Annotated in this window: 14 protein-coding genes; 5 read left to right on the top strand and 9 right to left on the bottom strand. The window is 70.7% G+C overall.

The window, feature by feature from the left end; translation table 11 throughout:
• Nucleotides 1-112 precede the first annotated feature (112 nt).
• Nucleotides 113-1,357 (bottom strand): YbfB/YjiJ family MFS transporter, encoded by a 1,245-nt coding sequence (locus IEW34_RS21410; protein ID WP_188611266.1) that lies wholly within the window; start codon nt 1,355-1,357, stop codon nt 113-115.
• An 88-nt stretch (nt 1,358-1,445) separates the two neighbouring features.
• Nucleotides 1,446-1,706: a DUF3297 family protein gene (locus IEW34_RS21405; protein WP_244642125.1), complete on the bottom strand. Its 261-nt coding sequence runs from the start codon at nt 1,704-1,706 to the stop codon at nt 1,446-1,448.
• A gap of 214 nt (nt 1,707-1,920) precedes the next feature.
• Between IEW34_RS21405 and IEW34_RS21400 the strand changes: the two genes are divergently transcribed.
• Nucleotides 1,921-2,736 carry a uroporphyrinogen-III synthase gene (locus IEW34_RS21400; RefSeq protein WP_188611265.1) on the top strand — a complete coding sequence of 272 codons (816 nt, stop codon included), beginning with the start codon at nt 1,921-1,923 and terminating at the stop codon, nt 2,734-2,736.
• Nucleotides 2,737-2,909: 173 nt separating this feature from the next.
• Here IEW34_RS21400 and IEW34_RS21395 read toward each other — a convergent pair whose 3' ends face one another.
• On the bottom strand, nt 2,910-3,599 hold the full coding sequence (locus IEW34_RS21395) for an MBL fold metallo-hydrolase (RefSeq protein ID WP_188611264.1): 690 nt from the start codon (nt 3,597-3,599) through the stop codon (nt 2,910-2,912).
• Nucleotides 3,600-3,612: 13 nt separating this feature from the next.
• Complete coding sequence (locus IEW34_RS21390) at nt 3,613-4,032, bottom strand: response regulator (protein ID WP_188611263.1); 420 nt, start codon at nt 4,030-4,032, stop codon at nt 3,613-3,615.
• A 308-nt stretch (nt 4,033-4,340) separates the two neighbouring features.
• Between IEW34_RS21390 and ychF the strand changes: the two genes are divergently transcribed.
• Nucleotides 4,341-5,438: a redox-regulated ATPase YchF gene (gene ychF / locus IEW34_RS21385; protein ID WP_188611262.1), complete on the top strand. Its 1,098-nt coding sequence runs from the start codon at nt 4,341-4,343 to the stop codon at nt 5,436-5,438.
• Nucleotides 5,439-5,473: 35 nt separating this feature from the next.
• On the opposite strand, the gene IEW34_RS21380 is transcribed toward ychF, so the two are convergent.
• From IEW34_RS21380 to IEW34_RS21360, 5 genes are all read right to left on the bottom strand, one after another.
• Nucleotides 5,474-5,743: a hypothetical protein gene (locus IEW34_RS21380; RefSeq protein ID WP_188611261.1), complete on the bottom strand. Its 270-nt coding sequence runs from the start codon at nt 5,741-5,743 to the stop codon at nt 5,474-5,476.
• Nucleotides 5,744-5,808: 65 nt separating this feature from the next.
• Entirely contained in the window at nt 5,809-7,068 is a 1,260-nt protein-coding gene (locus IEW34_RS21375) for a CCA tRNA nucleotidyltransferase (protein WP_188611508.1), read from the bottom strand.
• Nucleotides 7,069-7,073: 5 nt separating this feature from the next.
• Nucleotides 7,074-7,331, bottom strand: coding sequence for a DUF6111 family protein (locus IEW34_RS21370; protein WP_188611260.1), 258 nt, complete (start codon nt 7,329-7,331; stop codon nt 7,074-7,076).
• Nucleotides 7,328-7,972: a CoA pyrophosphatase gene (locus IEW34_RS21365; RefSeq protein WP_188611259.1), complete on the bottom strand. Its 645-nt coding sequence runs from the start codon at nt 7,970-7,972 to the stop codon at nt 7,328-7,330. The genes IEW34_RS21370 and IEW34_RS21365 overlap by 4 nt, the downstream gene beginning before the upstream one ends.
• Nucleotides 7,973-7,982: 10 nt before the next feature.
• Nucleotides 7,983-8,600: a DUF1285 domain-containing protein gene (locus IEW34_RS21360; protein WP_373288288.1), complete on the bottom strand. Its 618-nt coding sequence runs from the start codon at nt 8,598-8,600 to the stop codon at nt 7,983-7,985.
• Nucleotides 8,601-8,939: 339 nt separating this feature from the next.
• Between IEW34_RS21360 and IEW34_RS21355 the strand changes: the two genes are divergently transcribed.
• Genes IEW34_RS21355 through IEW34_RS21345 form a run of 3 tightly spaced genes read left to right on the top strand, consistent with a single transcriptional unit; the run spans nt 8,940 to nt 13,853 of the window.
• On the top strand, nt 8,940-9,977 hold the full coding sequence (locus IEW34_RS21355) for an AAA family ATPase (RefSeq protein WP_188611258.1): 1,038 nt from the start codon (nt 8,940-8,942) through the stop codon (nt 9,975-9,977).
• A gap of 7 nt (nt 9,978-9,984) precedes the next feature.
• Nucleotides 9,985-10,926 carry a DUF58 domain-containing protein gene (locus IEW34_RS21350; RefSeq protein WP_188611257.1) on the top strand — a complete coding sequence of 314 codons (942 nt, stop codon included), beginning with the start codon at nt 9,985-9,987 and terminating at the stop codon, nt 10,924-10,926.
• Nucleotides 10,923-13,853, top strand: coding sequence for a DUF4159 domain-containing protein (locus IEW34_RS21345; RefSeq protein ID WP_188611256.1), 2,931 nt, complete (start codon nt 10,923-10,925; stop codon nt 13,851-13,853). The genes IEW34_RS21350 and IEW34_RS21345 overlap by 4 nt, the downstream gene beginning before the upstream one ends.

The following is a 13,853-nucleotide window of genomic DNA, read 5'->3' as shown; positions in this document are numbered from 1 at the left end:
CTTCCTGACCGGATGGAACCACCCCATCATGGAAAAGCGATTCAGATTCAAAGACTTCGATCATCTCTAACGGATCAGATGAACCCATCTGGTCGGGAAATGCTCCAGCGCATCAGGCCCGCGTGGCGCGGCGCTGCGCCAGCGCGTCCATGAGCAGATCGACGGCGAATGCGACGAGGATCGTCGCCGCGCCGAGGCCGTAGAGCAGCCGATAGCTCTCGGTTGCGCTGAAGATATAGGAGAGGCCGTAGGCCGCCGCCGCTTGCCCGACGGCGAAGCCGATCGTTGCGACCCGCCAGGCGTTGGCGGCGGTGGCTCCCGTCGTGATCTCCTGGATCCGGCCGAGGGTGAGCACCGAGATGGCTGGAATGAACGCGCCGATGAGCAAGCTCGAGCCGATCAGCGCCAGCGGATGGGGCGTTAGCGCCAGCACCCCGACGCCCGTGGCCTGGATCAGGAGCGACAGCCGCAGGGTGAGGCGAAAGCCGAAACGGTCGCCCATGCCGCCCGCCACCAGCGGCCCGATCATGGCGCCGAGGCCGAACAGCGCCCAATGGTAGGATCCCACGACAATGCCACGGCCCAGCCCGCGCGCCACATAGTCGACCAGGAACAGCATGTGCGGCACGAGGCCCACCGAGCTCAAGGCGTAGATCGCGTACACGGCGGCAAGCAGCCAGAGTGCTGGTTCGGCGGCGTCGGCACCGGGCCCGTCGGTCGCGCGGGTCGGGGTAGGCGGAGCGCGGTGCTCGGCCGGCCAGCCCGACCAGGCGACGGCGACCAGCACCGCGCAGATCAGGCCGAGGCCGATCCAGGTTGCCGTCAGGCTGACGGTCAGCAACTCGGGCACGACCAGTCCGGCCAGCACGATACCGCTGCCCGGCCCGACGAACATCATGCCGGCGGCAAGACCTCTGCGCTCCGCCGCGATGTGGGGCAGCACGAACGGGGCGGCGAGGATGATCAGCACCGCGCCGACGAAGCCCGCGGTGGCGCGCCAGACAAGGAACCAAGTGAAGGGGGCCGGTGCCGCGCAGGCAAAGAAGCTCAGGGCGGCGATCACCATGGCGATGCGCAGCAGAGCCGCCGTCGGCGCCAGGGCGGCGAGCCGCCGCGACAGGACGGCGCCGATGAGATAGCCGGCCAGATTGGCCGCCCCGAGATAGGCGGCCTGCGCGGCCGAGAACCACTGGTCGTGCACGAGCGCTGGGATCAGCGGCGTATAGGCAAAGCGCGCCAGGCCGACGGCGATTAGGTAGCAGCAGAGCGCCGATAACGTCATGCGCCACGGCTTCGGGCCGGCGGCGGTGTTGGTGCCCGAGACGAACGATGAGGAGGTGGGCGCGGGATCGTCCATGCGCCGACTTAGGCGCAAGGTGAGCGCGGCGGTACCCGCATTCTGGCGATGGCTGCCTTTCCGTTAGACGATGGCCGGGGCGCGGCCCCTACGCCTGATCGTGAAAATACGGTTCGACCGTGCCGCGCAGCTTCACCGTCATGGGCTTGCCTTTGCGGTCGACGGTGTTGCCGACGGTCAGTCGGACCCAGCCCTCGCTCACGCAGTATTCCTCGACATTGGTCTTGTCGGCGCCCTTGAAGCGCACGCCGACGCCCCGCTGCAAAATCGCCTCGTCGTGGTAGGGGCTTTCGGGATCGACCGCCAGGCGGTCGGGCGGCGTCGCCATGGATGCGGCATCGGTACTCATGCGCCAAACCTTTCGTTCGCCAGAGCTTTCACTCCTTGAGTCGGGCCCGTCGAGACCCCGGGGAGCGAGGGCGATCGGCAGCGCTCCATAGCGGCCCGGCGGCCGGATGGAAAGGCGCGGGTGCTGGCGTCCCGCGCCGCCCATGGGCATGATGACGTCAAGACCGGATCGCCGCCGGGGATCCCAAGCCCCGGCCTCGCACAGGATGGACGCCATGGGCAAACTGGATGGACGGCGCATCGTGGTGCCGGAAAGCCGGTCACTCGATCTCTTCTGCGCCATGCTGGAGCGGGAGGGCGCGCAGGCGGTGCGCTGTCCGTTGGTGTCGATCCACGATGCCCAGGACCCGGCGCCCGTCGTCGCCTGGCTCCGCCGCCTGGCCGAGGGTGCCATGGACGACCTCTTCCTGTCGACGGGCGAGGGGGTGCGTCGGCTGATCGGCTTCGCCAGCCGGGCCGGCGTGCAGCCCGAGGTGCTGGCGGGCTTCGCCCGCGCCCGCATCGTCTGCCGCGGGCCCAAGCCGCAGCGCGCCCTGCGCGAGGTCGGCCTGTCGGCGCAGATCATCGCGGAGCCCGCCACCACGGACGGCGTGCTCGCCGCGGCGGCCGATCTCGACCTGCGCGGTCGGCGCGTGGGCGTTCAGCTCTATCCCGAACAGCCCGATACCCTCGTCACCTGGCTGAAGGAGGCGGGCGCCGAGGTCGATTCGATCCTCTGCTACCGCTACGCGTCGGACGCGGAGGAGGAACTCGTGGCCGCGACGATCGAGCAGATCGTGGCGGGCGCCGTCGACATGATCGCCTTCACCAGCGCCCCGCAGGTGCGCCGTCTGGCCGAGGTCGCCGACCGGCGCGGCCGGCGGAACGCCCTGACCAGCGCGTTCGAGCGCACGCTCGTCGCCGCCGTCGGGCCGGTCACCGCGGTCGCGGTCGAGAAGGCCGGCTGGCGCGTGCGGGCGATGCCGGAGGAGAACTTCCACCTCAAGCCGTTCGTCGGCGAGATCGCCCAGGCCTTCGTGGCCGTGGGGTAGAGCGTTTTCGAGCGAAGTGGACGCCGGTTCGCGTGAAGAAAACGCGACAAATCAAACAGATAGAGCGTTTCGGCGATTCGAAGAAACGCGGAAATGCTCTAGGCAATGCGATCGGATGGAAGCATCTGATCAGAGAGACGCGCGAGTTGCGGCGTGGTGGATGAGGGGCCAGGTCAGGTCAGGAACGGGTTGAACTGGCGCTCCTGGCCGAAGGTGCTCATCGGCCCATGGCCGCAGATGAAGGCAATATCGTCGCCGAGCGGCAGCAGCTTCTCGATGATGCCGGCGATCAGCGTCTCGTGGCTGCCGCGCGGCAAATCGGTGCGGCCGACCGAGCCCTGGAACAGCACGTCACCCACCAGGGCGAAGCGCTGGGCCTTGTTCGCCAGCACGACGCTGCCGGGCGAATGGCCGGGGCAATGCAGCACGTCGAAAGGCGCGCCGCCGATGGTCACGACGTCGCCCTCCTCGAGCCAGCGATTCGGCGTCACGTTGCGCACCCCAGTCATGCCGTAGCCGGCGCCGCTGGCGACGAGTTGATCGAGCAGAAACTGATCCTCCCGGTGCGGCCCCTCGATCGGCACGCCGAATTCCTCGGCGAGTTCCGCGGCGCCGCCAGCGTGGTCGATATGGCCGTGGGTGAGAATGATCTTCTCGACACTGACGCCGGAGTGTTCAAGCGCCTTCCTGACGCGGGGCAAATCGCCCCCCGGGTCGACCACGGCGCCCCGCTTGGTCGCGTCGTTCCAGACGATCGAGCAGTTCTGCTGAAACGGCGTGACCGGCACGATGGCGGCGCGCAGCACGACATCGGCGGCGGGCGCTGCGGTGGCCGTAGCGCTCTCGGTCGATGGGGCGGTCATGGAGTCTCCTGGCTCATTCGGCGGCGAGCCGCAGCTGGTTGGGTTTGGCCCCCGCGCCTCCGTCGAGCTTGGCCGCAAGGAAGGCGAGGGTGGCCTTGAGGTCGGCCGGCGAGACCGGCTTGCGCAGCACGCCGTAGGCACCGGCGAGGTCCGGCGGCAGGTGCTCGGGATGCCCAGTCACGAAGATGACCAGAGGCCGACCCTCGCGCGCGAAGCGGCGCGCCAGGGTCGGGCCGATCAGGCCCTCATACAGGTTGAGATCGACGAAGGCGACGTCCGGCTTGAGGCGATGGGCCGCCTCGATGGCGTCGGCGAAGCGTGATTCGTGGCGGACGACGCGATGGCCGGCGTCCTCGACCGCGTAGGTCATCTCCAACGCGAAGACCGGATCATCCTCGACGATCAGGATGCTCAATTGGCGCCAACGGCCCATGTTCGTCCAGCAATCGGTTCCGGGAGCCGAAACCTTCGAGTTGTCGGTGCACGGCTCCACTGCCGCGAGCGCGCACGGCTCGAAAAGGCCATCAGCGGCACTCTTGCGCTGCGCCGTTCGGGGGCAGGCCACGCGAACCGGGCTCGGCATCGCCCGGCACCGCCGCGCTCGTCCTATGGGTAGCCTCCTTCGGCCATCCTGGCTATTGCAAAATGCGGATGGCTGCGGGACACCCCGTTCCTCGGGGCGCCGGGGCTGCGCCACCGGACTGAACGCCGCCGTCTGTCGAGCGGAGCGCTGGAGTTTCCATGGGTTTCAAATGCGGGATCGTCGGCCTGCCGAATGTCGGCAAGTCGACCTTGTTCAATGCGCTGACGCAGACGGCCGCCGCCCAGGCGGCCAACTACCCGTTTTGCACCATCGAGCCGAACGTCGGCGACGTGGCCGTGCCGGATGCCCGTCTCGACAGCCTCGCCGGCATTGCCGCATCGGCGCAGATCATCCCGACCCGGCTCACGTTCGTCGACATCGCCGGGCTGGTGCGCGGCGCCTCCAAGGGCGAAGGGCTCGGCAATCAGTTCCTCGCCAACATCCGTGAGTGCGACGCCATCGCTCACGTGGTGCGCTGCTTCGAGGACGGGGACGTGACCCATGTCGAAGGCCGCATCGACCCCCTCGCCGACATCGAGACCGTCGAGACCGAGCTGATGCTCGCCGACCTGGAGAGCCTTGAGAAGCGCGTCGTCGCCTTGGAGAAAAAGGCGCGCGGCGCCGACAAGGAGGCGAAGGAGCAGCTCGACCTGATCCAGCGGGCTCTGGTGCTGCTGCGCGAAGGGCAGCCTGCCCGCTTGGTGGAGCTCAAGCCGGAGGAGGAGCGCAGCTTCCGTCTGCTCGGCTTGCTCAGCGCCAAGCCCGTCCTCTACGTCTGCAACGTCGAGGAGGCATCCGCCCACGACGGCAACACACAGTCGGCTAAGGTTTTCGAGCGCGCCGCGGCCGAAGGTGCCAAGGCAGTGGTGGTCTCGGCCAAGATCGAAAGCGAGATCGCTGTGCTGCCAGCCGATGAGCAGCGCGACTATCTGGAGGCGATCGAACTCGACGAGCCGGGCCTCAACCGGGTCATCCGCGCCGGCTACGAGCTGCTCGGCCTGGTCACGTATTTCACGGTCGGGCCGAAGGAGGCCCGGGCCTGGACGATCACGCGCGGCACCCGCGCGCCCCAGGCAGCCGGCGTTATCCATACGGACTTCGAGAAGGGCTTCATCCGCGCCGAGACCATCGCTTACGACGATTACGTCGGGCTCAAGGGCGAGGCCGGCGCGCGCGATGCCGGCAAGCTGCGCCTGGAGGGCAAGGACTATGTCGTGGCCGATGGCGACGTCCTGCATTTCCGATTCGCCAACTGAAGCGGCTTGCGATGGCGGGCGGGCAAGTCGCCCGGTCAATCCGCCGTGGGCAGCCGCCGCATGGTGAACTCGATCGACCCGTCGGCGAGCTCGCGCCAGCTCTCCACCTCCGACATGTAGGCGGCCTTGGGAAAGCGCGCGAACCATTCCCGTGCCTTCTCGCGTGCTTCGCCGCGGGGCAGCGTGAAGGTCTCGCGCCGCCAGCCGTCGTCCGCCGCGCGCCTGGGCGGCCGCTGCAGGAAGCGGTCGCGGCGCTCCGCCAGACGCCTCGCGACGTCGGCCGGACGGTCGGCGCGGTCAGTCATCGCATGCTCCGGCTCCGGCACGGATGGAGGTGGCCGGACGCGCTTAATGTAGTCCGGCGGCCGGATCAGTGCGAGTCGCGGGCAGGCAAACTCTGCGTGAGCAGATCGGCGATCGTCTCTGCGTCGAGCGGGCAATCCGCGTCGAGCCAGAGTCCCCGGGCGCGGGCGAGTACGCGGCCTACGCCGGCGCCCGGCGGCACGCCGGCATTGATCACGTCAGCCCCGCCGAGCGGGAACGACGGCACGGCCTCCGTGCCCGCGGCCAGGGCGGCAAGGGCCGCCGTTCCGCCCGCGGTCAGCGCGGGCCGCGCGCAGCCCGCAAGCAAGGCTGCGGCATCCGCCACCGGCTGTGCGCCATGGTCCACCGCCAGGCGTCGGATCGCCCTTCGGTCGAGCGGGCCGTCGGTGCTGCGCAGCCGTGACTGTAAGGCGGCGAGGTCCAGCAGCCTGGCGTACTCGGCGTTGGTGAGGCGTAGCCGCTCACGCAGATTGTCGGCATCTTCCCGCACTCGCACGAGCAGGGCGGCGAGCCGCAACATGGGATCATGAGCGTGCGTGTCGCTGCGGCCGGCGAGGGCCGTGAGCCGGCCGGGTTCGGCCACGGCGCCGGTCACCGCCAGCAGCAGGCCGGCGTGCGAGAGTTCCGCGACCGTCGCGGCTGCCCCGGGCGCCGCGACCAGCTTCAACAGCTCCGCACGGAGCCGCTCGCGCGACAGGCGCGCAAGCCCCGCCCGCTCACGGATTGCCGCATGCAGGCCGGCGACGTCGATGGGGCCGGTCGCGTATTGCGCGTGAAAGCGGAAGAAGCGCAGCGTGCGCAGGTAGTCCTCGCGGATGCGCGTCGTCGGGTCGCCGATGAAGCGGACCCGGCGGGCGGCGAGATCGGCGAGACCGCCGGTCGTGTCGTGCACGGTGCCGTCGCGGCTGAGCGACAGGGCGTTGATGGTGAAGTCGCGTCGCGCCGCGTCCTCGGCAAAGTCGCGGCCAAAGCGAACCTTTGCGTGGCGCCCGTCGGTCACGACGTCGTGGCGCAGGGTCGTCACCTCGAACGGCGTGCCGGCGACGACCACCGTGACGGTGCCGTGCTCGATGCCGGTGGGCACGGCCTTGAGCTTCGCTCGCCGGGCGCGCCGCACGGTTTCGGCCGGCACGGCGGTCGTCGCCACGTCCACTTCGTGCACCTCGGCGCCCACGAGCGCGTTGCGCACCGCGCCGCCGACGACCCGGGTCTCCTCACCGTCGCAATCGAGCAGATCGAGCAGGGTGGCGAGCGGCGGCCTCGCCAGCAGGGCCGCGAGGCGCGCGGCCTGCGCGGCCGACACCATCGCCGTCATTGGAACTGGCCGGGAACAAGCTTGCCGTTCTCCACGTGCGGCGGCACGTAGCTGCCGCTGCGGCGCGGCTCGAGCAGGCCGGTGAGCACGAGCGAGCCGATGGCGAAGCCCAACCCGACGAGGGCGAGCCAAGGCACGTGTCCGCGCCACGGCTCGCGGGTCAACGGATTGCGCCGGCGCACGGCCAGATAGAGCGCAAACGCGGCGAATGGGATCAGGAACAGCATCAGCTCTTCGAACAGAGCTCGGCTCATGTCCCGTACAGCCTCTGATAAAGATTGCGGATGATGCCCGCGGTCGCGCCCCAGATATAGCGTTCGCCGAAGGGCATCGCATAGTAGTGTCGCAGCTGTCCGTGCCACTCGCGCGCGTGGCGCTGGTGATTGAGAGGCTCCATCAGGAACGACAGCGGCACTTCGAAGGCGGCGTCGACCTCAACCGGATTGAGCGTCAGGTTGAAGCCCGGCTCCACCAGGGCGACGACCGGCATGATGCGGTAGCCGGTGCCGGAGATGTAGGGGTCGAGGTAACCGATCGGGGTGACGAAGCGGCGATCGAGGCCTATCTCCTCCTCCGCCTCGCGAAGGGCCGCAGCCAGTGCAGAAGCGTCCTCCCGGTCGATCTTGCCGCCCGGAAAGGCGACCTGGCCCGCGTGGTCACGGAGCGCGGTGGCGCGCTGCGTGAGCAGCACCGTGGCTTCCGGATGACGCACCACCGGGATCAGCACCGCGGCGGGCTTGGCGCCCCGTTCTGCCGGCGGCGGCCCCACGTGCTCATTCAGGTCGTGGTCGCCGCGCGGATTGGACAGGGGGCTGCCGACGGGTGGCGGCTCCGGCTCCAGGCGCTGGCGCGCGCGGTCGAGGAAGGTGTCGATGTCGAAGGGTTCGGCGATCACGACCGTTGCTTTAGCGGATCGTGCGGGCCGAGGCGATCGGGAAGAAGCGACCGGCCGACTGCACGCCGAACATGGCTTCGCCGCCGCTCGGCCGTTCCTCGCCGAGTTCGACCAGATCGTAGAGCAGGGGGCGGGTCAGCCGTGCCCACAGGTCGCCGCGCACATGGACGTAGGGCTTGAGGGCATCGCCCTCGCCGCGCTCGAAGCGCAGCGGGTGCTCGGGACCGACCGCCACCACGTCGTCCACGTTGGTGCGGAAGTGCAGCGTGCGGTCCTGGCCTGCGTCACTCACCGCCATCTCCACGGCCAAGAAAGGCACGTCGTCGACGGCGATGCCGACCCGCTCGACCGGCGTCACCAGCACGTAGCGCTCCGGATCCTTGCGCAGGATAGAGGCGAACAACTTGACCAGGGCGGGGCGCCCGATCGGCGTCCCCATGTAGAACCAGGTGCCGTCGGCGGCGATGCGCATGTCGATGTCGCCGCAGAACTCCGGGTTCCACCGCTCGACCGGACGGGGCTTGGCCGCCGCGTTGGCGCCGCCCAGGGCGGCAAAGAGCGAGTCGAGCCCGGCCGGCGTCGCCTTGGCCGGGTCTGCATCGCCACCCGATTGTGCGCTCTCGACCACGACATCCCTCCTTCGCCCATGGTGCCGCTGCGGCTGCGGCGATCGGTCCCGCCGCGACGACCGGTTGGAGACGGGACGCCGCAGTCAGCCGCCTCACGACGTCCATTTTTGCACGATGTAATGACATCACGCGCCACGGGAAAGGCGCGGCACGGCATCGATGCGAAGGACCCGTCCGCGGGCGCGGCCTTTTCGGATGGCGCTCGGCACGCCATTTGCTCATCATCTGCTTTTGCTGACGGTCGTCGACGCCGGCCCGTCCCGCGGGATTGTTTGTTCCGGCGGAGCCATTAGACGGCACTTTCGCCGCCTCGGGGGGGCGAAGAGGAGATTGAGTAGATGAGCACCGCCTCCGCCACGGCCGCCTCCGCCGGCGCCTCGATCACGCCGGCCACCGCCCTCGACGATGCCGTCGTCGCCCAGGCGGAAGCGGCGCTCGCCACCATCGGCAAGGCGCGTGACGCCATCGGGACGGTCATTTTCGGCCAGGAGGCGGTCGTCGAGCTGGCTTTGGTGACAGTCCTCGCCGGCGGCCACGGCCTCCTTGTCGGTGTTCCCGGCCTCGCCAAGACCCGCCTGGTCGATGCCATGGGCACCGTGCTCGGGCTTGATGCGCGGCGCGTCCAGTTCACCCCGGACCTGATGCCCTCCGACATCTTGGGCAGCGAGATCCTGGAGGAGAGCCCCGAGGGCCGCCGCAGCTTCCGCTTCGTGCGCGGGCCGGTGTTCGCGCAACTCCTGATGGCCGACGAGATCAACCGGGCGAGCCCGCGCACCCAGTCGGCGCTGCTGCAGGCCATGCAGGAGCATCACGTGACCGTCGCCGGCGAGCGGCACGACCTGCCCGCTCCCTTCCACGTGCTGGCGACCCAGAACCCGCTGGAGCAGGAGGGCACCTATCCGTTGCCCGAGGCGCAACTCGACCGCTTCCTGCTGGAGATCGACATCGGCTATCCCGACCGGGTCGCGGAGCGGCGGATCCTGCTGGAGACCACCGGGCTCGATGAGAAGCGGCCGGCTCCGGCGATGACCGCCGAGGCCCTGATGGCGGCGCAGCGGCTGGTCCGCCGCCTGCCAGTGGGCGACAGCGTGGTCGAGGCCATTCTCGATCTGGTCCGTGCCGCGCGGCCCGGCGATGGCGACAAGGCGATCCTCGACAAGCTGGCCTGGGGGCCCGGCCCGCGCGCCAGTCAGGCGCTGATGCTGGCGGCCCGTGCCCGCGCCCTGGTCGGCGGCCGGCTGGCGCCGTCGATCGACGACGTCGCGGCCCTGGCGGAGCCGGTGCTGAAGCACCGCATGGCGCTGACCTTCGCAGCCCGCGCCGAAGGCGAGACGGTGGCCGGTATCATCGGCCAGCTCGTCTCACGGTTGGCCTGAGGTTCGGATGGCGCACGTCACGGCGCTTCAAACCGGGAACCGCACCCCTGGCCGCGGCGAGACCGAAGCGGCGCTGTCGCTCGCGGCGCGCCTGCCGCGGATCATGCTCGAATCGCGCCGGGTAGCGGCGGCGGCCCACGGCGTCCACGGGCGCCGGCGCGCCGGACAGGGCGAGAGCTTCTGGCAGTTCCGTCCGTTTTCGCCGGGCGAAGCGGCGGCGCGCATCGACTGGCGCCGCTCGGCCCGTGATCAGCGCCTTTACGTACGTCAGCGGGAGTGGGAGGCGGCCCAGTCGGTATGGCTGTGGATCGACCGCTCCGCATCGATGGCATTCGCCTCGTCGCTGGCACAGACGTCGAAGGTGGAGCGCGCCATCGTCGTGGGCTTCGCTCTTGCCGATGCCCTGGTCGAGGCCGGGGAGCGCGTCGGTTTGCTCGGCCTGCTGCCGCCCAGGGCCTCGCGTCGCATCGTGGAGGATCTCGCAGAAGCCATGGTCCTCGACAAGGCCGGCGAGGAGCGGGATCTGCCGCCGCGAGAGTCGCTGCCGCCGCTGAACGAGGCTGTTCTGGTCAGCGACTTTCTGGTGCCTCCGGCCGCGCTTGCGGCTTCGGTGGAGGGCCTGGCCAGCCGGGGCGCGCGCGGCCACCTGATCCTCGTCGCCGACCCGGTCGAGGAGACCTTTCCGTTCACCGGCCAGGCCGAGCTGGCGGATCCCGAGGCCGGCCTGCGCCTGCGGGTCGGCGACGCCGCCTCGTGGGGAGAGGACTACCGGGCCCGGCTGGCGCAGCACCGCGCCGCCATCACTGCCATCACGGCGGGGCGCGGCTGGACGATGAGCATCCATCGCACGGACCGCCCGGCCAGCGAAGGCCTGCTGCGCGCCCTGACACTGATCGCCGCCAGCCGCGGCGCGGCGGCCGGGCCGTCCGTCGGAGCGTGGGCCCCATGATCCCCTCCGCCCTAGGCTTCGCCGCGCCGATGGCGCTGATCGCCCTGGCCGCGCTGCCGGCGATCTGGCTGTTGCTCCGCGTGACGCCACCGCAGCCGCGCCGCATCGTCTTCCCCCCGCTCAGGCTGTTCGCCGACCTCGCTGCCCGCCGCGAGACGCCGGCGCGCACGCCCTGGTGGCTGCTGGCGTTGCGGCTGCTGATCGCGGCTTGCGTGATCCTGGCGGCGGCCGGCCCGCTGTGGAATCCCGTTCCCGATGCGCCGGCAGGCGCGCGCGGGCCGCTGTTGCTCGTGCTCGACAACGGTTTTGCATCTGCGCGTGACTGGCGTGAGCGCACCGCGCTTGCTGCCGATCGCATGGCAGCCGCCGGCCGTAGCGGCCGCGCCGTGGTGGTGTTGGCGACGGCCGACCGGCCGGGCGAACTCACGCCGCAGGAGGCGGGGGCCGCCCAGCAGCGCCTGCGCGCCATCGTGCCTGCGCCCTACACGCCCGATCGGCGCGTCCACCTCGCCGCCATCGAGCGGCTGGTCGCCGCGACGCCGGGCGTCGAGATCGAATGGATCAGCGACGGCGTCACGGTCACATCGGCGCCACCCGCCACGCCGGCCGGCGTAGCCCAGGGCCCGCAAACCGTGCCGTCTGTCGACGATGCGGCTGCCTTCGTCACTGGCCTGTCACAGCTGGCGGACGCGGCCGGCGCCAAGCCGGGAGTGACGGTCTATCGGACGCCGCGCTCGCTCGCGCTGGCGCTTGCCGGCACCAACAACGCCGCCCACGGCCTGGAGGTGACGGTGATCCGGCCCCCGCCGCCGAGCGGTCGCGACAGCGGCATCGCCCGGGCGCTCGACATCAAGGGACTGCCGCTGGGCGAGGCCCGGTTCGGCTTCCCGGCGGGCACGACCGAGACGACCGCACGCTTTGAGCTGCCGATCGAGCTGCGCAACGCCGTGGCGCGCATCGACATCGTCGACGAGCCCTCCGCAGGGGCCGTGGCGCTCGTGGACGAGAGCAGCCAACGCCGCCGGATCGGCGTCGTCACCGGCGCGACCGTCGACGTGGCGCAGCCGCTGCTGTCGCCCACATATTATGTCGGCCGCGCGCTGGCGCCCTTCGCCGACGTGCGCGAGCCGCGTGCCGGCACGATCGACACGATCAACACGCTGATCGGCGAGAAAGTGTCCGTGATCGTACTGGCTGACGTGGGCTCGCTCGACCGCGACACCGCTGAGAAGCTCGATGCCTTCGTGGCCGGCGGCGGCGTGCTGATCCGCTTCGCCGGGTCGCGCCTGGCCGCCGGCAACGACGAGCTGGTGCCGGTTCGCCTGCGGCGCGGCGGCCGCAGTCTCGGCGGCTCACTCAGCTGGGACGCGCCCAAGACGCTGGCACCGTTTCCGCGCGAGAGCCCGTTCTTCGGCCTGGCGGTGCCCGGGGAGATTACCGTGCGTCGGCAGATCCTGGCCGAGCCGGACGGCGAGCTGGCGGGTAAGACCTGGGCGGCGCTGGCCGACGGCACGCCCATCGTTACCGCGGACAAGCGCGGGGATGGGCTGCTCGTGCTGTTCCATGTGACCGCCGATCCGTCCTGGTCGAATCTGCCGCTGTCCGGCATCTTCGTCGATATGTTGAGACGCATCGTTGCCCTGTCGGGCAAGCCGACCGAGGCGGCCGATCCGGCAACCGGCCGGGTTGAGACGGCGGCGCCGCAGCGCACGCTCGACGGTTTCGGCACCTTTCGGGCGCCGCCGGCGACAGCGAAGCCGGTGGCCCGCTCCTTCGCCGGCCGCGGCACCGAGGACCATCCTCCGGGCTTCTACGGGCCGAACGAAGCGTTGATGGCGGTCAACGCGCTGGTGCCCGGCGACCGGTTCGGCGCCATCGATATGGCGCCGCTCAACGCTCGGCTGGAGGGGATCGGCCGGCCGGCCGTGATCGATCTGCGCATGCCGCTGCTGCTGGCGGCGGCCCTTCTGGTGCTGGTCGACAGCATCGCCAGCCTCCTGCTCGGCGGCTACCGGCCGCGCCTCGGCCGCCGGAGCCGTCCGACCGCGACGGCAGCGGTGGTGATGGCGGCGACGTTCGCCGTGTGGGCGGCCCCGCCGCGTGAGGCGCGGGCGCAGCCGGCTCCACCAGGCGCGCCACCGGCGGCCGTCGCGCGCTCGCCGGCGGAGGCGCCCCTGCGCAAGGCCGAGGTGGAGGCTGCCCTGGTGACGCGGCTGGCTTACGTGACGACGGGCGATACGCAGGTCGACGCAACCAGCCGCGCGGGGCTCGTCGGCCTGTCGCAGGCGCTCGCCCAGCGCACGGCGATGGAGCCGGGCGAGCCCGCCGGGGTCGACCCGGCCAGGGACGAGCTGGCGTTCTACCCCGTACTCTACTGGCCCGTGGTGGCGGGGCGACCGCTGCCGTCGGAGGCGGCCCTGCGGAGGCTCGATTCCTACATGAAAGGCGGCGGCACGGTCGTTTTCGACACCCGTGACGCCCTCTCGGGCCGGGCGTCGGGGGCGACGTCGCCGGAGGGCCAGCAACTGCGCCGAATGCTCGCCACCCTCGACGTTCCGCAGCTCGAGCCGGTGCCGCGCGACCATGTGCTCACCAAGGCATTCTACCTCGTCGACACGTTTCCCGGCCGCTACGGTTCGGGACAGACCTGGGTGGAGGCGCTGCCGGCCGAGCCGGAGGGCGAGCGCGCGCCGGCGCGCGCCGGAGATGGCGTGTCGCCCATCATCATCACGTCGAATGATCTGGCGGCGGCGTGGGCGGTGGGGCGCCGCGGCGAGCCGCTCTATCCCGTCGTCGGCCACGGCGAGGCGCGGCAGCGCGAGATGGCCATCCGCGGCGGCGTCAACATCGTCATGTACGCGCTGACCGGCAACTACAAGGCCGACCAGGTGCACGTGCCGGCGTTGCTCGAACGCTTGGGGCAGTAA

The organism is Chelatococcus reniformis (assembly GCF_014640075.1).
Lineage (GTDB): Bacteria > Pseudomonadota > Alphaproteobacteria > Rhizobiales > Beijerinckiaceae > Camelimonas > Camelimonas reniformis.
This window is presented reverse-complemented; position numbering and strand designations above follow the sequence as displayed.